The organism is Streptomyces coryli (genome assembly GCF_011044975.1).
Classification (GTDB): domain Bacteria; phylum Actinomycetota; class Actinomycetes; order Streptomycetales; family Streptomycetaceae; genus Streptomyces; species Streptomyces coryli.
In genome coordinates, this window is sequence record NZ_JAAKZV010000164.1 from 1 (window position 1) to 18,105 (window position 18,105).

Consider the following 18,105-nt stretch of genomic DNA (forward strand, 5'->3'; position numbering starts at 1 on the left):
AACCAACACCCACCCCGACCCGCCAGCACCGCCGGCTTCGTCACCTCCACCATCCCGAGCACGTCCCCATAGAAGGCCCGCAGCTCCCCCTCCGACCCCGCCGGGCAAGCCAGCTGCACATGATCCAGGCCCGTAATCACCGCTCCTTCACTCCTACCGCAAAGACCCGGCGGAACGGGAACACCGTCCCATGCGCCCCCACCGGATACGCCTCCCGCAGCTGCGCCGCGTACTCCGACACATACGCCTCCAGCGCCTCCGGATCATCCGCGAGGGCGTCCAGGACCGGGCGCAGCCCCGTCCCCTTCACCCAGTCCAGCACCGGGTCGTCGCCCTGCAGCAGCTGCATGTACGTGGTCTCCCACGTGTCCGCCACGCACCCGAGCCCGGTCAGGACCTGGAGATAGTCCGCCGCGTCCGGCATGTCCGGACCCCGCAGCACCCCGCCGAGGCGGGCCCTCCAGCGCGGGGAGTCCGCCAGCTCGCGCATCAGGACGTGACTCGGGGCGTTGAAGTTGCCAGGCAGCTGGAAGGCGATCGTGCCGCCCGCCGCCAGCCCCTCGACCCACGCCGGCAGGCTCTCCAGGTGACCCGGGACCCACTGCAGCAGGGCATTCGACGTCAGCAGGTCCAGCGGCTCGTCCGGGGCCGGGACCCACGTCGAGGCGTCCGCCTCCGCGAAGTCCAGCCGCCCGCCTCCCGCCGTCTCCCCCGCGTACTTCTCGGCCGATTCCAGCATCTCCGGGGAGTTGTCCAGCCCCGTGATGTGCGCGTCCGGCCAGCGCTCGGCCAGTACGGCGGTGACATTGCCGGCGCCGCAGCCCAGGTCGACGATGCGGGCCGGGCGGTGCGGGAGGTCGCCGACGCGGGCCAGGAGGTCGTGGAAGGGGCGGGCGCGGTGGGCCTCGTGGCGGAGGTACTGCTGCGGGTCCCAGCTGGGCGAGGTCGTCATGGTGCCAGCCTGCCCACCTATGTATCTTGATGTCAAGAGACTTCACATCGACAGACCTACTACACTGATCTACATGGAGGATGAGGTCGACCGGCTGGTCGCAGCATGGCGCAGGGAGCGACCTGACCTCGACGTGGAGCCGCTCGAGGTGCTCAGCCGGGTGAGCCGGCTCGCGCGGCACCTCGACCGGGCGCGCCGCATGGCCTTCGCCGAGCACGGTCTGGAGCCGTGGGAGTTCGACGTGCTCACCGCGCTGCGGCGGGCCGGAACCCCGTATCAGCTCTCGCCGGGGGCGCTGCTCACACAGACGCTCGTCACCTCGGGCACCATGACCAATCGCATCGACAGACTCGCGAAGAAGGGCCTGGTCGAGCGGCTGCCCGATCCGAGCGACCGGCGCGGCGTGCTCGTACGGCTCACCGAGGACGGCAAGGACCGCGCGGACCGGTCGCTGGCGGCACTGCTGGAGCAGGAGCGGGCGATCCTCGCCCAGCTGTCCGGCGGCCAGCGGCGCGAGCTGGCCATGCTGCTACGGGAGTTGACCGCCCCGTTCGACAACATCCCAGGCCCCGGCTAGGCGGGCGCGATCAGCCCCACGTGAGCGGGTCGAGGTGGAGATAGAAGCGCAGGCGGTCGTGGTCCAGGTCGATGCCGTAGCGCTCGGCGAACGCCATGTCGGCTGCCCGCCCTTGCTCCTCGGCCTTCCACGTCTCTCGCGCGTTGGTGAGCAGTAGCGCCAAGTCGGCGTAGCGGTCGGCCAGTCCGAGGCGGCCCAGGTCGATAAAGCCTGATACGTCCAGCGTCCCCGGATCGAGGATGATGTTGGGCAGGCACAGGTCCCCGTGGCAGACCACCGTGTCGGCGGCTTCCTGCTCCCGTCGCCGTGCAAGCTGCGGAGTGAGGCGGTCCAGCAGCTCCCCGCCCGGCGTGTGCTGCTGCTCGACCGGAAGGAACTCCGGGTTCACGGCGCCACGGGCCACGACGTCACGCGCCAGGGCGACCATGGAATCCAACCCCCACCGGAAGGGGCACTGCGACACGGGCACCTCGTGAAGCCGGCGGACCGCGTCCGCAATGCGCCCCCAGGCGCCGCGCAGATCATCTGCGGACAGCTGGTCAGCAGGTACGCCCGAGACGGCACTCGTCACCAGACAGGCCCCCGCCTCGCCGGAGTGCCAGTCAAGCACCCGCGAACCAGGCACACCCTGATCACGCAGCCAAGCGACCCGGTCGCGCTCGGCCGCCAAACCGACCACATCCACAGCAGGCACGCACTTGGCAAACCGAGCAGCATCCGCACTGCGAAAGACGGCCGCCCCCGATTCGCCCGAGGTGACCGGCACCCACCCACCGTCATCCACGCCAAACCGCACCGGCGATACGGCCCAGGGCCCGGGGTGATCGCTCATGGCCGCCACCCTAACCAGCGCCACCCTGAAACCAGCGCCCCCTACTCCTCCCGCAGCTCCGCCAGATCCTGCGCCGCCTGCGCCAGCAGGGAACGCATCGCCGCCTCCGCCGCGTCCGCGTCCCTGGCCCGTACCGCCTCGAAGACCGCGCGGTGGCTGGGCACCGGGTCGCCGGGGTGGTGGCCCGGGCCGTGTACCAGGTGGTCGCGGGCGGCCAGGCCGGTGGCGATGACCATCTCCATGCGTTCCAGGAGTTCGTTGTGCGAGGCGGCCAGCAGCGCGCGGTGGAAGGCCAGGTCCGCCTCCACCGCCGCGGGTGAGCTGTCCTCGGCCTTCGTCATTGCCGCCAGGGCCGCTTCGAGCGCGGTCAGGTCGTCGTCCGTACGGCGGTCGGCGGCATAGCGCACCGAGGCGGGTTCGACTATGGCGCGCACCTCGTCCAGGTCGCGCAGCAGCGGTGAGCCGGCGTCGGAATGGGCGCCCGCCGCCTCGAACTGCCAGCGCAGCACGTCCGCGTCGAGGAGATTCCAGTCGGCGCGGGGCCGTATGAAGGTGCCGCGCTTCTGCCGGGCGTCGACCATGCCCTTGGCCGCGAGGACCTTCAGCGACTCCCGCAGCGCGGTGAGGCTGACGCCCAACTCCGCCTGCAGCGCGGTCAGATCGAGCGTGGCGCCGACCCCGATCTCACCGCTCAGCACGCGGTGGGCGATCGCCTCGACGGTCTGGCCGTGCACCCCGCGGCGCGCGTAACCCGACATGGGTCACCCCCTCCTTCCGCCCCCGGCCTCAGGCCGACGACTTTACGACGCTCCAGCCGCCGTCCACGACCAGGCTGGCGCCGGTGACATACGACGCCTCCGGCGAGGCGAGGAACGCGATCGCGGCCGCGACCTCGTCCGGGTCGCCGAGCCGGCCCGCGGCCGTCTGCGCGGCACTGGCCTCCCGCTCGTCCTCGGGGACGCGGTCCCAGAGGCGGGTGAGGATGGGGCCCGGCAGGACGGTGTTGAAGCGGATGTGGGGCCCGTACTCGACGGCGAGCTGGCCGGCGAGAGAGAGCAGGCCGCCCTTGGCGGCGGCGTAGGCGGGGTGGCCCGGTATGCCGGCGTGGGCGTGCACGGAGGAGACGAGGACGACGGCGCCGTTGTGCGCGTGCAGGCCGGGGTGGCAGGCCCGTACGCCCAGATACGCGGCGGTCAGGCCGACGTCTATCTGGCGCTGCCAGGAGGCGGGCGACATCTCGTGGGCGGGCGCGAGTTCGACCTTGACGGCGTTGGAGATGAGGACGTCGACCGGGCCCTCGGCGGCCTCCAGGATTCGCTCCCAGCCTGCCTCGCTGCCCACGTCGGCGACCGCCACCGCCGCCCGGCCGCCGGCCGCGGTGATCTCCTGCGCGACCTTGCCGGCGCCCTCGCCGTCGATGTCGGCGAGCACCACCGCCGCGCCCTCCGCGGCGAGCCGGCGCGCGGCCGCGGCGCCGATGCCGGCGGCGGCGCCGGTAACGACGGCGGTGCGGTCGGTGAAGCGGTGCACTCCTTGGCTCATGACATCAGAGCTTCTCGCCGGAAGGCGGCCCTGTCAACAACTATTCATAATTAATGAGTTCTCGGCTACGGTGCGGGAGCATGCTCGCCATCACCCTCTGGGACTTCTCCTGGTACACGCAGGCCGGCCCCGGCGAACCCTTCGAGGACATCGACCGGGCCTTCGCCGAGACCACGGACCGCGGCTTCGACACCGTGCGCATCTGCGCCATGCCCTTCCTGCTCTTCTCCGGCCGCGTCGCGGATCCTGAGGGACTCGAAGTGCGCGGCCTGGGCGCGGACTTCGGGCAGCGGACGCGCTGGTACGACGTCCGGGGCGGCTACCGCCTCGACGGGCTGCGCCGCCTCACCGATCTCTTCCGGGCCGCTGACCGGCACGGGGTGAAGGTGATCGTCTCGTCCTGGGAGTACCAGCAGTCGCCGTGCTTCGCCGACTCCGACCGCTGGCACCGCGCGCTCGCCGCCGTGCCGGGTCCGGAGCGCGCCGAGGTGATGGCCGAGTCGCTGGCCCGCCTCCTCGACCACGTTACGGAGCTCGGCCTCGCGCACACCGTGGCGTATGTCGAGGTACACAACGAGGTCGACAACTGCGAACTGGTCCCGGGCGACCCGAAGAAGGACGGCCACTACACCCGTCTGCACGGCCCGCTCACCCGCGCCGTCGACCTGCTGCGCGCCCGCCACCCGGACATTCCGGCCACGTACTCGCTCGGCGAGCCCTGGCCGCTGGAGCTGTCCGACCTGCCGGACAACGCCCAGATCGCGCACTTCCACTTCTACGTCTACGGGGTGCTCGGCGCCCTCTACGAGGCGGTCGGTCTCGGCCACGGCACCGAGGAGCGCCCGGAGACGGCGGCCTGGCCGACACCCGAACTGGCGGCGATGTTGCGGGCGGACGCGCCGGACTTCGCCGACTACCACCCGGACCAGCCGTGGCAGCTGGCCGCGACCGGCATCCCGCGGGAGCTGTTCTACGTCCACGACTGGGTCGATCCGGACCGCTGGGACCTATGGCTTTACGAGCAGTACGCGCTGCACCGCGAGGCGATGCGGCAGACCCTCGCGCTGTGGACGGACGCGGTGGCGGCGCATGCCGGGCGGCTCGGCGTGCCCGCGGTGCTCGGCGAGGGGGTCGTCGGCTATACGCCCCGTATGACCCGGTTCGAGGAGGACGCAGTCGGCAAGGATCTGGCGGAATTCACCGTGGACCGGTGCCGCGAGGCCGGCTTTCTCGGCGTCGTGCTGACCTCCAACGCCGCGCCGCACCACCCGATGTGGCACACGGACGCGGCCTGGATGCGGCGGGTGAACGCGCGGGTCACCGCGGACTGAACCGGCCATCCACAGGGGGTTGACCCTCTGTGGGGTGGCTCATATTGTCCCCCTTGTTAATTCGTAATTAATGAATTGGCCCGACCGGCGAGGTGCGTACGCATGATCCACTTCGGTGGCGACTACAACCCCGAGCAGTGGCCCGAAGACGTCTGGGACGAGGACATCCGGCTGATGAAGGAGGCCGGGGTCACCATGGTGACGGCCGGGATCTTCTCCTGGGCGAAGGTCGAACCCCGGCCCGGGGCCTATGACTTCGGCTGGTTCGACAAGGTCATGGACCGCATGGGCGAGGCGGGCATCCGCGTCTGCCTCGCCACGATGACGGCGTCCCCGCCGCCGTGGCTCTCGGCCCGGCACCCGGAGATCCTGCCCGAGACGCGCTCGGGCGAGCGCCAGTGGCCCGGCTCCCGGCAGCACTACTGCGCCTCCAGCCCGGTCTATCGCGAGCACGCGGTGCGGCTGGTCGAGCAGCTCGCGCTGCGCTATGCCGTCCACCCGGCCCTGGACATGTGGCACATAGGCAATGAGTACGGCTGCTCCAACCCGGTCTGCTACTGCGACGTCTCCGCCGCCGACTTCCGCCGCTGGCTGCGCGAGCGCTACGGGACCGTGGACGCCCTCAACGACGCCTGGTCCACCGCCTTCTGGTCGCAGGGCTACGGCTCCTTCGACGAGGTCATGCCGCCCCGCTCCACCCCGACCCACCCCAACTCGGCGCAGGTGCTGGACTACCACCGCTTCAGCGACGACGCGCTGCTGCAGTGCTACCTCGCGGAGAAGGAGGTGCTGCGCCGCATCACCCCCGGCCTCCCGATCACGACGAACCACCTGCCCGTCCACAAGCCGGTGGACCCGTACCGCTGGGCCCGGCACGAGGACGTCACGGCGCTGGACTTCTACCAGGAGCCGTACGACGCGGACGCCCATCTCCCGGCCGCCCTCGCCTTCGACGTCACCCGCGGCGCGGGCGGCGGCAAGCCGTGGATGCTGATGGAGCAGGCGCCGAGCGCGGTGAACTGGCGGGGCCGCAACGCGCCCAAGCCGCCCGGCAAGATGCGGCTGTGGAGCTGGCAGGCCGTCGCGCAGGGCGCGGACACGGTCCTCTACTTCCAGTGGCGGGCCTCGCGCGGCGGCGCGGAGAAGTTCCACTCGGCGATGCTGCCGCACGCGGGCACCGACACCCGGATCTTCCGCGAGGTCCGCGACCTCGGCCGGGAGCTGGCAGCGGCCCCGGACATCGCGGGTACGACGGCCACGGCCGATGTCGCGCTGGTCGCGGACTGGAACAACTGGTGGGCGCTGGAGCAGGAGTCGCACCCGTCCGGCGACCTCGACTATCACGAGACGCTGCTGCGGCACTACCGCCCGCTCTTCGAGGCAGGGGTGGCCTGCGATGTGGTCCCTCCGGACCGGGACCTGGGCGCGTACAAGCTGGTCGTGGTGCCGAACCTGTATCTGCTGAGCGAGGAGACGGCGGCCCGGCTGACGGCGTATGTGCGCGGCGGCGGGCACCTGCTCGTCTCGTACTTCACGGGCATCGTCGACGACTGCGACCGCATCCACCTGGGCGGATATCCGGCGCCGCTGCGGGCCGCGCTGGGGCTGCGGGTGGAGGAGTTCTGGCCGCTGGCGGAGGGCCAGACGCTGCCGGTGACCGGGGAGCTGTCCGGCACCGCCGACCTGTGGTCGGAGGCCATCGACCTCGAAGGGGCAGACGCCGTAGCGGAGTTCGGCGACGGCGAGCTGGCCGGGCGGCCCGCGGTGACGCGGCATGCGTACGGCGACGGGGTCGCCTGGTACGCGGGCGCCCGGCTGGACGCCGCCGCGATGCGCGCGCTGGTGGACCGGGTCCGCGAGGGCGCGGGCGCCGCGCCGGTGATACCCGACCTGCCGGAGGGGGTGCAGGCCGCCCGGCGAGGAGGGGAGGGCGGTGCGTACCTGTTCCTGCTCAATCACGGCGAGGAGGCGGTGGACGTACCGCTGCCCGAGCCGATGCGGGACGTCCTCACCGACGCCGCGAGTGCCGTGACCACGGTGGCTCTGCCCGCCCGCGGCGTCGCCGTACTCAAGCTCTGAAGCCATAGCTCTGACAAGGAGGTCAGATGCCCACCCGACGAAAGCTCCTGGGCTGGGGCGCTGCCGCGGCAGCGACACCCGCGCTCGCGGCCTGCGGTGAACAGGCCGGCGCGGCCCGGATGACGTCCCAGGCGAAGACGCGCCCCGGCCAGAAGGTCAATCTCGTCTTCTGGACCTGGGTGCCGCTCCAGAAGGCCGTGGCCCTCTGGAACAAGAAGAATCCCGACATCCACGTCACCGTGCAGATGGTCCCCGCCAACACCTCCGGCGGCTACCAGAAGATGCACGCCGCGCTGAAGGCCGGCGACCCGCCGGACCTGGCCCAGGTGGAGTTCTACGCGCTGCCCGACTTCATGCTGGCCAACGGCCTGACGGACCTCAGCAAGTACGGGGCCGACCAGCTCAAGGACCAGTACGTCGACTGGCAGTGGAAGCAGGGCGTGTTCGGCGGGAAGGTCTACCACATACCGCAGGCCTCCGGGCCGATGGGACTCTTCTACCGCCAGGACCTCCTGGAGAAGTGGGACATCGAGGTCCCGACGACCTGGGATGCCTACCGCGACGCCGCCATGAAGATCAAGAAGCGCAGCGGCGGCTCGGTGATCACGGCCTTCCCGCCGCGCAACGCGCAGTGGTTCGCCTCCTTCCCGTGGCAGCGCGGCGCCCACTGGGTGCGGGCCGAGGACGACACCTGGGTGGTCGACCTGACCAGCAAGGAGTCCCTCGAGGTCGCGGACTTCTGGGACGGCATGATCAAGGACGAGCTGGTCGTCCCGATGCAGGACTCGCAGAGCGCCTTCTTCAAGGGCCTGCAGAACGGGCAGCTGGTCACCTGGCCCGGCGCCCAGTGGTGGGACGCGCTGATCCGCGGCAACGCGCCCGGCACCAAGGGCAAGTGGCGGGTCGCCGAGCTGCCGCAGTGGAACGAGGGCGAGCACGCCTCCTCCAACTGGGGCGGCTCCTCCACCGCGATCCTGCAGGGCACCCGGCACCCCAAGGAGGCGCTGGAGTTCGCGCACTGGCTGAACAGCGACCCGGAGAGCATCGAGCTGCTGGTCGCCGCCGGTTACGGCTGGCCGGCCGCCAAGGTCGACCTGCCGAAGTCGCCGCTGGGCAAGCCCGACCCGTTCTTCGGCGGGCAGCGCTACAACGAGGTCTTCCAGACCTCCGACGAGAACGTGGACACGTCCTGGCGCTGGTCCCCGACCACCGTCCAGTCGTTCGCGCACATCGAGGACAACATCGGCCGGGTCCTCGCCGGCCACGGCACCTTCACCGACGCCCTCAAGGACGCGCAGAAGATGTTCGTGGACGACCTGAAGGCCAAGGGCCTGAAGGTGAGGAGCGCATCATGACGACCCCCCTGAAGCGGGCCCCGCGCAAGTCCCGCCCCGACCGCAAGGCATGGACGTTCCTCGCTCCCTTCCTGGCGGTCTACCTCTTCGCGATGATCCTGCCGATCTTCTACGCCATCTACCAGTCGATGCTGAAGGTGGAGCGCTCGGGCCCGCTGGGCCTGGGCGAGCCGAAGGTCGTCTTCGCCGGCTTCGAGAACTACTCGGTCGCCCTGCAGCAGACCACCTTCATCGAGAGCTTCGGCCGGGTGCTGCTCTTCGGCATCGTGCAGGTGCCGGTCATGCTCCTGCTGGCGCTCACCCTCGCCCTCCTCCTCGACCAGGTGTCGAACCGCTGGGCGGGCCTGATGCGGGCCACCTACTTCCTGCCGTACGGCATCCCGGGCGTCATCGCGACGATCCTGTGGGGCTTCCTGTACGTGCCGGGTGTCAGCCCGATCAACGACGTGCTGGGCGATATGGGCTTCCAGCCGGACTTCCTCGGCTACGACAACGTGCTCTGGTCGATCGCGAACATCGTGATCTGGGAATTCGCCGGCTACAACATGCTGATCATCGTCGCTCAGCTGAAGTCGATCCCGCAGGAGCTGTACGAGGCCGCGAAGATCGACGGGGCCGGGCCGTGGCAGACGGCGTTCCGTATCAAGATCCCGCTGGTGCGCCCGGCGTTGGTCCTGACCTGCGTCTTCTCCATCATCGGCACGATGCAGCTGTTCGCGGAGCCGCTGGTGCTGCGGAAGATCGCGCCCGCCGTCACCAACGACTTCACCCCGAACCTGAGCGCGTACTTCGACGCCTTCGCCAACGCCAACGTCTATATGGCCGCCGCCAAGTCCGTGATCCTCGCCGTCGTCGCGATGGTCCTGTCCTTCGGCTTCCTCTCCCTCGTCAACCGCAAGCAAAGGAGCGAGCGGTGAGCGCCACCACCACGACCACGTCCACCACCGGCGAGCAGACCACGCCGCCCGCGAAGCCCGTACGCACGGCGAAGGGGCCGCGCGCGCTGCGCCCCGGCCGCATCGTCCTCGTCGCGGTCCTCACGGTCGCCGCGCTGTACTTCCTGCTGCCGGTCTACTGGCTGGTCATCGCGGCCACAAAGTCCAACGCCTCGCTGTACAGCTCCTTCGGGCTCTGGTTCGACGCCCCGCAGCTGCTGCACAACCTCGGCAAGGTCTTCAGCTACGACAACCACGTCTACCTGCAGTGGGCGCTCAACTCGCTGCTCTACGCGGGCGTCGGCGCCGTCCTCGCCACGCTGCTGTCGGCCGCCGCCGGGTTCGCGCTGGCCAAGTACCGGTTCGCCGGCCGGGAGGCGGTCTTCAAGTTCGTCCTCGCGGGCGTGCTGCTGCCGTCCACGGCCCTCGCCCTGCCGCTGTACCTGATGTTCAGCAAGCTCGGCCTGACGAACACGTACTGGGCGGTGCTCATACCGTCCGTCGTCAGCCCCTTCGGCGTGTATCTGTGCCGCATCTACGCCGAGTCGGCCGTGCCGGACACCGTGCTGGAGGCGGCCCGGGTGGACGGGGCCAGGGAGGAGCGGATCTTCTTCACGCTCGTCCTGCGGATGATGACGCCGGCCCTGGTGACCGTCTTCCTCTTCCAGTTCGTGCACATCTGGAACAACTACTTCCTGCCCCTGGTGATGCTCTCCGACGACCGGAAGTACCCGATCACCCTGGGCCTGGTCACCTGGAAGGAAGCCTCCGACCGGGTGCCGGAACTGACCCAGTACACCATCGGCGGCGCCTTCGTCTCCGTCATCCCTCTCGCCATCGCGATGCTCGTCCTCCAGCGCTACTGGCGGACGGGTCTGACCGAGGGCTCAGTGAAGGAGTAGCTCCCTTGAAGATCACCCGCGTCGAGACCTTCGCCGTGCCGCCGCGCTGGCTGATGTGCCGCATCGAGACGGACGACGGTCTCGTCGGCTGGGGCGAGCCGGTCGTGGAGGGCCGCGCGGACACCGTCCGCACGGCCGTCCACGAGCTCGCCGACCAGTTCCTCATCGGCGCCGACCCGCTGCGCATCGAGGACCACTGGCAGCTGATGACCAAGGGCTCCTTCTACCGCGGCGGCCCGGTGCTCTCCTCGGCCGTCGCAGGCCTCGACCAAGCCCTGTGGGACATCGCGGGCAAGGCCTACGGCGCGCCCGTGCACCAGCTCCTCGGCGGTCCGGTGCGCGAGCGGGCCCGGGCGTACTGCTGGGTGGGCGGCGACGAGCCGTCCGAGATACGCGACCAGGTCGCCGCCCAGGTCGAGGCGGGCTTCACGGCGGTCAAGATGAACGGCTCCGGGCGGATGGCCCGGCTCCCGAACGTAGCCGACCTCAACGAGGTCGCCTCGCGCGCGGAGGCCGCGCGCGAGGCCCTCGGCCCGTCCGGCGACTTCGCCGTCGACTTCCACGGCCGCTTCTCGGCGGCGGGCGCGATCAAGGCGGTGCAGGTCCTGGAGCCGTACGCCCCGATGTTCGTCGAGGAGCCGGTGCTGCCGGAGTACACGCACTTGATCGGGCGGGTGGTCGACGCGACAACGTTGCCCATCGCCACCGGCGAACGCCTCTTCTCCCGCACGGAGGCCCTGCCGGCGCTGCAGGCAGGCATCGCGATTCTCCAGCCCGACCTCTCGCACGCAGGCGGCATCTCGGAGTCGAGGCGCATAGCGTCCCTGGCGGAAACCTACGACGTAGCGATAGCTCCCCACTGCCCCCTGGGCCCCCTGGCCCTGGCCGCCAGCCTCCAACTGGCCTTCTGTACCCCGAACTTCCTCATCCAGGAACAGTCGATCGGCATCCACTACAACACCGGCGCCGAGCTCCTGGACTACGTAGCAGACCCAGAGGTCTTCCGCTTCCATGACGGCCACCTGCTGCGGCCGACCGCGGCCGGTCTGGGCGTCGAGATCGACGAGAAGGCGGTGCGGCGCGCGGACGGAACCGCGGAGAGCTGGCACAACCCGGTGTGGCGCCATGCGGACGGGTCCTTCGCGGAGTGGTGAGTCCGCTGCGGTGCTGGACCTGCTAGACCCGCGAGCCCGCCGTCACTGGCTCGCCCAAGTCCGCGGGGCCTACGCCGGCGCGGCGGGCCAGGGCTACGGCGGCCAGGGTGGAGTGGACGCCTAGTTTGCCGAGGACGTTCTGCATGTGGGTGCGGACGGTGTGGGGGGAGAGGTACAGGCGCTCGGCCACGGCTTTACGGCCCAGGCCCGCGACCATGCAGCGGAGGACTTCGCGTTCGCGTGGGGTCAGGGACTCGACCAGCTGCTCGCTCTCGGTGCGGTGCTTGCGGGCGGCGGTGAGTTCGCGGAGTACGCCCGTGAGCAGGGCGGGCGGGAGATGGGTCTCGTCGCGTAAGACGCCGCGGATTACCGCCAGCAGGCGCTGCAGGGAGCAGTCCTTGGCGACCCAGCCCGAGGCGCCGGCCTGCAGGGCGGCGGCGGCGCGGCGCGGGTCGTCGCGCTCGGCGAGGACCACGACGCGGGTGCCGGGGTGGCCGGAGCGGGATCTGGAGACGAGCGAGATGCCCCCGGTCGGGCCCTCGGCGGAGCCGTTCGCGGTGGTCTTGAGCTGTGGTGGGAGCTGCTGTTCGCCCGCGCCGAGGTCGGCGTCGGCGAGCAGGACGTCGAAGCGCCGCCCCTCGTTCGACCCGCGGTCAAGGCAACGCAGGGCGGCAGGGCCGCTGCCCACGGCGGTGACATCCACGTCCGGCTCCGCGGCCAGCGCGGCCGCCAGCGACTCGGCGAATATCCGGTGGTCGTCCACTACGAGTACCCGGATTCTGACCATGCCACCTTCCCCCCTGATGTCAGGGCGCAAGTCCGTGGGCACGGCGCCCGTGGCGGGACACGACGTGAGCCACGGCCGCCGCCGTGCTCTTTTCTGGTACCCCGCCCCGGGCGTCGTACCGCACTCTTCTCGCCCCCTGAACGGCACCGGCCCCCACCGGTGCGCTGGCTAAAGCGTAAAGCCCTGGGGGCAGTTGGGAAGCCGCTTGACCAAAGTCATTTGGCACCCGGTTTGCCCGTTCGGCGCATTGCAAAACACCCTCGACTCCCGTACGCGTACGGGAGTCGAGGGTGTCTGCGATTTACGCGGCGTCGCTCAGTGAACGTCCGGCCGATCGGCCGCCGCCGCCAGTTCCTCCGCCGACGGCGGGACCACCGGGCGGAGGTGCTGCCAGATCAGGAAGAAGAGGCCGAGGGCCAGCATGGCCAGGCCGGTCCACAGGTTGATGTTGATGTCCTGCGACTTCTCCATGTCGGAGTCCGACGGGCTGATGCCCATCGCCGTGACGATGATCCCGTACACGACGAAAAGCCAGCCGATGATCCGGCGGATGTCGAACAGCCGCGCCGCCGTGGCCGACTGGCGCTCCAGCTCCTCGACCTCTTGCTGGAAGGCTGCGGGGGTCTCAGCGCCCCCGGGGTGCTGCGGGTCGGTGTTGCTCATGGTTGACGTTTCCTTCGGTCAGCGCTGTCAGAAGGAGAAGGGGATGTAGCAGATGGCGGCGAGGATGATCGCGCCCCAGCCCAGCAGGGCCGGCTTGCGGTACCAGGCGTCGTCGCCCTCGGCCGGCGGCTCCTCGAGTCCCGGGGACTTGGTGCCGTAGACGAGACCGGCCAGTTCCTCGACGGGCTTGGGCTTGGTGACCATCGTGACGATGAACATCACCACCGCGCCGACGACGAAGGCGACGATTGACGACACGAAGTTGGCGCCCTGGTCCGAGGGGATCTCGATGACGCCCTGCTTGTAGAACCAGAAGTAGTTGACCATCGCGGCGACCGTGCCGGCCAGCAGCCCCCAGAAGCCGGCCGCGGGCGTGGTGCGCTTCCAGAACATGCCGATGATGAACACCACGAACAGCGGGACGTTGAAGAAGGAGAACAGCGTCTGCAGGTAGTTCATGATGTTGCTGAAGCTGGACGCGATGACCGCGGTGCCCATGCCGATCAGCACGCCGATGACGGTGACGACGCGGCCGATCCGCAGGTAGTACTCGTCCGTCTGGCCCTGCTTGAGGTACGGGCGCCAGATGTCGTTGGTGAAGACGACGTTGAAGGACGAGATGTTCGCCGCCATGCCCGCCATGAAGGCGGCCAGCAGACCGGTGACCGCGATGCCCAGCACGCCGTTCGGCAGCAGGTCGCGCATCAGCACCGGGATGGCGTGGTTGTAGTCCAGGCCGCTGCCGGGCTTGCCGATCTGCGGCTCCATGATCAGGGCGATCAGGCCCGGGACCACGACGACCATCGGGATGAGGATCTTCGGGAACGCGGCGATCAGCGGGGTGCGCTGGGCGGCGGAGAGGTTCTTCGCGGACAGCGCGCGCTGCACCTCGGCGAAGTTGGTGGTCCAGTAGCCGAACGACATCACGAAGCCGAGGCCGAGCACGATGGTCAGCCAGTTGGCGCCGAGTGGGTTCTCGCTGCCGATGCCCGTACCGCCCCAGGCGGACAGGAAGTTATCGCCATGGGAAGCGGTCAGCTTGTCGGTGATGCCGCCCCAGCCGCCGACGCGCTTGAGGCCCACGATGGTGAGCGGGATCAGCGCGGCGAGGATCACGAAGAACTGCAGCACCTCGTTGTAGATCGCCGAGGAGAGGCCGCCGAGCGTGATGTAGACGAGGACGAAGAGGCCGGAGATGACGATCGCCACCCACTGCGGCCAGCCGAGCAGCGCCTCCAGGATGATCGCCATCGCGTACAGGTTCACGCCCGCGATCAGCACCGCGGAGACCGCGAAGATGATCGAGCTGAGCAGGTGCGACGACGGCCCGAAGCGGTGCAGCAGGAACTCGGGGACCGAGCGGACCTTGGAGCCGTAGTAGAACGGCATCATCACCAGGCCGAGGAAGACCATGGCCGGGATGGCGCCGATCCAGTACCAGTGGACGGTGTAGACGCCGTACTGCGCGCCGTTGGCGGCCATGCCCAGGATCTCGGTCGCGCCCAGGTTGGCGGCGACGAAGGCGAGGCCGGTGATCCAGGCCGGGAGTGAACGGCCCGAGAGGAAGAAGTCGAGGCTGGTCTTGACGCTGCGCCTGGCCATGAAGCCGATGCCTAGGACGACCACGAAGTACAGCGCGAGGATCAGGTAATCGAGGCCGTTGGTGGGGAGCCTGAGCCCCTCGGCCGCTAGGTAGTGCATGTGCTGTCCCGCTTCATTGCGTGGATGTGTTCAGGGCTTGAAGCTAACTCGCGCCGTTCAAATGCGAAAGTTTTTGTTGATGTTCTTTGTGCGACCGTGATTATCCACTAAGTTTTGTCCGTTTTGCGGTATTCGTTGACCAAAGAATCCGGGCATTGACGCGGTCTGTTGACTTGTGGTTCATTGTGTTCGATTGTGTTTGCACGAGGGTGAGGCTTCAGTGAAGAAGACCCAGGTCAGGCTGGCCGACGGCCGCGAGCTGATCTATTACGACTCGCGGGACGACGCCGTGCGCGACGCGGCGGACGAGCGACCGCTCGACCGCACGTCCACCGCCTCGGAAGCACGCTTCGACCCCCTCCTCGGCGAATGGATCGTCGTCGCCTCGCACCGCCAGGGCCGCACCTACCTGCCGCCCGCCGACGAGTGCCCGCTCTGCCCCTCCCGGGACGGCCGGCACAGCGAGATCCCGGCGCCCGACTACGAGGTCGCCGTCTTCGAGAACCGCTTCCCCTCCCTCACCGGCGGCCCGGGCCCGCAGACCGGCGAGCCCCCGTTCGTACGGGCCCCGGGCGCCGGCCGCTGCGAGGTGGTCTGCTTCACCTCGGACCACGACAAGTCCTTCGCCGACCTCACGGAGGACCAGGCCCGCCTGGTCCTGGACGCCTGGACCGACCGCACCGCCGAACTGAACGCCCTCCCCGGCGTCGAGCAGGTCTTCTGCTTCGAGAACCGCGGCAAGGAGATCGGCGTCACCCTCGGCCACCCGCACGGCCAGATCTACGCGTACCCCTTCACGACGCCCCGCACGGACCGCATGCTCCGCTCGGTACGCGAGCACAAGGCGGCGGGCGGCGGGAACCTCTTCGACGAGCTGGTGGCGGCCGAGCTGGCGGCCGGCGACCGCGTCGTGATGGACACCGGCCACTGGACCGCGTTCGTCCCGCACGCCGCCCACTGGCCGTACGAGGTGCACCTCTACCCGAAGCGGCGGGTGCCCGACCTGGTGGCCCTTTCCGACGAAGCCCGCGCCGAATTCGGGGCCGTCTACCTGGAGCTGCTCCGCCGCTTCGACCGCATCTTCGGCCCGGACGAGCCGCCCACCCCGTACATCGCCGCGTGGCACCAGGCCCCGGTGCGGGCGCCCGAGCGACCGGACTTCGCCCTCCATCTCGAGCTGTTCACCATTCGTCGCACCTCCGGCAAGCTCAAGTTCCTCGCGGGTTCCGAGTCGGCGATGGATGTTTTCATCAACGATGTGCCGCCGGAGCAGGCGGCAGCACGACTGCGAGAGGTGGCAAGCCGGTGAGCACGAAGAAGTACCTGGTGACGGGTGGGGCGGGCTACGTCGGAGCGGTGGTGGCCCAGCATCTGCTGGAGGCCGGCCACCGGGTGACCGTCGTCGACGACCTGTCCACCGGCTTCGCCCAAGGCGTCCCGGACGGCGCGGAGTTCATCGAGGGACGCGTTCAAGACCTGAACAAGTACCTGGACTCCTCGTACGACGGCGTCCTGCACTTCGCCGCCTGCTCGCAGGTGGGCGAATCGGTCGTCAACCCGGAGAAGTACTGGCGCAACAACGTCGGCGGCACGATCGAGCTGATCGCCGCGATGCGCGAGGCCGGCGTGAAGAAGCTCGTCTTCTCGTCCACCGCCGCGACCTACGGCGAGCCGACCACGGTCCCGATCCCGGAGTCGGCCCCGACCGCCCCCACCAACCCGTACGGCGCCTCGAAGCTCGCGGTCGACCACATGATCACCGGCGAATGCGCTGCCCACGGCCTGGCGGCGACCAGCCTCCGCTACTTCAACGTGGCGGGTGCGTACCAGGGCTACGGCGAGCGCCACGACCCGGAGTCGCACCTGATCCCACTGATCCTCCAGGTGGCCCAGGGCAAGCGCGAAGCGATCTCCGTCTTCGGCGACGACTACCCGACCCCCGACGGCACCTGCATCCGCGACTACATCCACGTGGCCGACCTCGCCGAGGCCCACCTCCTGGCCCTCGACGCCGCCAAGACCGGCGAGCACCTGATCTGCAACCTCGGCAACGGCAACGGCTTCTCGGTCCGCGAGGTCATCGAAACGGTCCGCCAGGTCACCGGCCACCCCATCCCCGAGGTGGCGGCCCCCCGCCGCGGCGGCGACCCGGCCTCCCTGGTCGCCTCGGCCGACACCGCAAAGGAAAAGCTGGGCTGGCGCCCGAGCCGCGCCGACCTGGCCGGAATCGTCAAGGACGCCTGGGACTTCGCGCAGAGCCTGGAGACCACCAAGTGACCGAACACAGCGCAGACCACACGGCCGCCACCTTTGGCGACCTCTTCGGCGGCGACCCCGACGGCGTCTGGGCGGCCCCCGGCCGCGTCAACCTCATCGGCGAACATACCGACTACAACGACGGCTTCGTCATGCCGCTCGCCCTCCCCCACACCACGATCGCCGCGGCGCGGCGGCGTGCCGACGGCGTGCTGCGCATCCACTCCGGCTCGGCGCCGACGGGCGTGGTGGAGCTGCGGGTGGCGGAGCTGGACCCGGTGACGGGTGGTGGCGACCGCGGCGGCTGGGCGGCGTATCCGGCGGGCGTGGTCTGGGCGCTGCGGCGCGCGGGTCACGAGGTCGGCGGCGCCGACATCCACTTCGAGAGCAACGTGCCGACCGGGGCCGGGCTGTCGTCGTCGGCGGCGCTGGAGGTGGCTACGGCGATCGCGCTGAATGACCTGTATGGGCTGGGTCTTGGCATGCAGCGCGTGGCCCAGCTGTGTCAGGAGGCGGAGAACGACTTCGTCGGCGTGCCGTGCGGGATCATGGACCAGACCGCGTCTGCGTGCTGCACGGAGGGCCACGCGCTGTATCTCGACACTCGCGATCTCACGCAGCGCCAGGTCCCCTTCGATCTGGCGGTGGAGGGGCTGCGTCTGCTGGTGGTCGACACGCAGGTCAAGCACGCCCTGGGTGACGGCGAGTACGCGAAGCGGCGGGCGGGGTGTGAGTCGGCTGCGCGGCAGTTGGGGGTGCCGGCGCTGCGGGATGTTCCGTTCGAGGGTTACGAGGAGCGGCTGGCGTCGTCGGTCGCCGATCCGGTGGAGCGGGCGCTGGCGCGGCACATCGTGACCGAGGACCGGCGGGTGGAGGAGGTCATCCGGCTGCTGGATGCGGGGCGTATCCGCGATATCGGGCCGGTGCTGGTGGCGGGGCATGAGTCGCTGCGGGATGACTTCAAGGTGTCGTGCGAAGAGCTTGATGTGGTGGTCGCGTCGGCGGTCGAGGGTGGGGCTCTCGGGGCGCGGATGACGGG

At 69.8% G+C, this 18,105-nt stretch carries 17 protein-coding genes; 10 read left to right on the forward strand and 7 right to left on the reverse strand.

Annotated features, from left to right (window positions below; genetic code table 11):
* Positions 1-136: 136 nt before the first annotated feature.
* Positions 137-952 carry a trans-aconitate 2-methyltransferase gene (locus tag G5C51_RS28355; RefSeq protein ID WP_165241152.1) on the reverse strand — a complete coding sequence of 272 codons (816 nt, stop codon included), beginning with the start codon at positions 950-952 and terminating at the stop codon, positions 137-139.
* A 73-nt stretch (positions 953-1,025) separates the two neighbouring features.
* On the opposite strand from G5C51_RS28355, the gene G5C51_RS28360 reads away from it, so the two are divergent.
* Positions 1,026-1,529 (forward strand): MarR family winged helix-turn-helix transcriptional regulator, encoded by a 504-nt coding sequence (locus G5C51_RS28360; protein ID WP_165241154.1) that lies wholly within the window; start codon positions 1,026-1,028, stop codon positions 1,527-1,529.
* Between the two features lie 10 nt (positions 1,530-1,539).
* On the opposite strand, the gene G5C51_RS28365 is transcribed toward G5C51_RS28360, so the two are convergent.
* The 3 genes from G5C51_RS28365 to G5C51_RS28375 are packed head-to-tail and all read right to left on the reverse strand — an operon-like array spanning position 1,540 to position 3,903.
* Positions 1,540-2,361 carry an APH(3'') family aminoglycoside O-phosphotransferase gene (locus G5C51_RS28365; protein ID WP_165241156.1) on the reverse strand — a complete coding sequence of 274 codons (822 nt, stop codon included), beginning with the start codon at positions 2,359-2,361 and terminating at the stop codon, positions 1,540-1,542.
* 41 nt (positions 2,362-2,402) lie between these two features.
* Entirely contained in the window at positions 2,403-3,119 is a 717-nt protein-coding gene (locus tag G5C51_RS28370; RefSeq protein ID WP_165241158.1) for a FadR/GntR family transcriptional regulator, read from the reverse strand.
* A gap of 28 nt (positions 3,120-3,147) precedes the next feature.
* Positions 3,148-3,903 (reverse strand): SDR family NAD(P)-dependent oxidoreductase, encoded by a 756-nt coding sequence (locus G5C51_RS28375; protein WP_165241160.1) that lies wholly within the window; start codon positions 3,901-3,903, stop codon positions 3,148-3,150.
* An 80-nt stretch (positions 3,904-3,983) separates the two neighbouring features.
* Here G5C51_RS28375 and G5C51_RS28380 point away from each other — a divergent pair, with 80 nt between their 5' ends.
* The 6 genes from G5C51_RS28380 (at position 3,984) to dgoD (ending at position 11,659) form a co-directional block, all read left to right on the forward strand.
* Complete coding sequence (locus tag G5C51_RS28380) at positions 3,984-5,234, forward strand: cellulase-like family protein (protein WP_420824865.1); 1,251 nt, start codon at positions 3,984-3,986, stop codon at positions 5,232-5,234.
* Between the two features lie 102 nt (positions 5,235-5,336).
* On the forward strand, positions 5,337-7,313 hold the full coding sequence (locus tag G5C51_RS28385) for a beta-galactosidase (protein WP_165241164.1): 1,977 nt from the start codon (positions 5,337-5,339) through the stop codon (positions 7,311-7,313).
* Positions 7,314-7,339: 26 nt separating this feature from the next.
* Positions 7,340-8,668, forward strand: coding sequence for an ABC transporter substrate-binding protein (locus G5C51_RS28390; protein ID WP_165241166.1), 1,329 nt, complete (start codon positions 7,340-7,342; stop codon positions 8,666-8,668).
* Positions 8,665-9,585 carry a carbohydrate ABC transporter permease gene (locus tag G5C51_RS28395; RefSeq protein WP_165241168.1) on the forward strand — a complete coding sequence of 307 codons (921 nt, stop codon included), beginning with the start codon at positions 8,665-8,667 and terminating at the stop codon, positions 9,583-9,585. The genes G5C51_RS28390 and G5C51_RS28395 overlap by 4 nt, the downstream gene beginning before the upstream one ends.
* The gene (locus G5C51_RS28400; protein ID WP_165241170.1) at positions 9,582-10,505 is read left to right on the forward strand and encodes an ABC transporter permease subunit; all 924 of its coding nucleotides are present in this window, start codon (positions 9,582-9,584) and stop codon (positions 10,503-10,505) included. Before G5C51_RS28395 ends, G5C51_RS28400 begins: the two co-directional genes overlap by 4 nt.
* A gap of 5 nt (positions 10,506-10,510) precedes the next feature.
* On the forward strand, positions 10,511-11,659 hold the full coding sequence (gene dgoD, locus G5C51_RS28405) for a galactonate dehydratase (protein WP_165241172.1): 1,149 nt from the start codon (positions 10,511-10,513) through the stop codon (positions 11,657-11,659).
* A gap of 22 nt (positions 11,660-11,681) precedes the next feature.
* On the opposite strand, the gene G5C51_RS28410 is transcribed toward dgoD, so the two are convergent.
* The 3 genes from G5C51_RS28410 to G5C51_RS28420 form a co-directional block, all read right to left on the reverse strand.
* Positions 11,682-12,446, reverse strand: coding sequence for a response regulator transcription factor (locus G5C51_RS28410; RefSeq protein WP_165241174.1), 765 nt, complete (start codon positions 12,444-12,446; stop codon positions 11,682-11,684).
* A gap of 315 nt (positions 12,447-12,761) precedes the next feature.
* On the reverse strand, positions 12,762-13,109 hold the full coding sequence (locus tag G5C51_RS28415) for a hypothetical protein (RefSeq protein ID WP_165241176.1): 348 nt from the start codon (positions 13,107-13,109) through the stop codon (positions 12,762-12,764).
* 27 nt (positions 13,110-13,136) lie between these two features.
* Complete coding sequence (locus G5C51_RS28420) at positions 13,137-14,810, reverse strand: sodium:solute symporter family protein (protein ID WP_165241178.1); 1,674 nt, start codon at positions 14,808-14,810, stop codon at positions 13,137-13,139.
* A 220-nt stretch (positions 14,811-15,030) separates the two neighbouring features.
* On the opposite strand from G5C51_RS28420, the gene galT reads away from it, so the two are divergent.
* The 3 genes from galT to galK all read left to right on the forward strand — a co-directional run.
* On the forward strand, positions 15,031-16,119 hold the full coding sequence (gene galT / locus G5C51_RS28425) for a galactose-1-phosphate uridylyltransferase (protein ID WP_165241180.1): 1,089 nt from the start codon (positions 15,031-15,033) through the stop codon (positions 16,117-16,119).
* Entirely contained in the window at positions 16,116-17,087 is a 972-nt protein-coding gene (gene galE, locus G5C51_RS28430) for a UDP-glucose 4-epimerase GalE (RefSeq protein WP_165241182.1), read from the forward strand. The genes galT and galE overlap by 4 nt, the downstream gene beginning before the upstream one ends.
* Positions 17,084-18,105, forward strand: a 1,022-nt coding sequence (galK, locus tag G5C51_RS28435) for a galactokinase (RefSeq protein ID WP_338118325.1), incomplete at its 3' end; no start/stop codon positions are given. The genes galE and galK, both read left to right, overlap by 4 nt.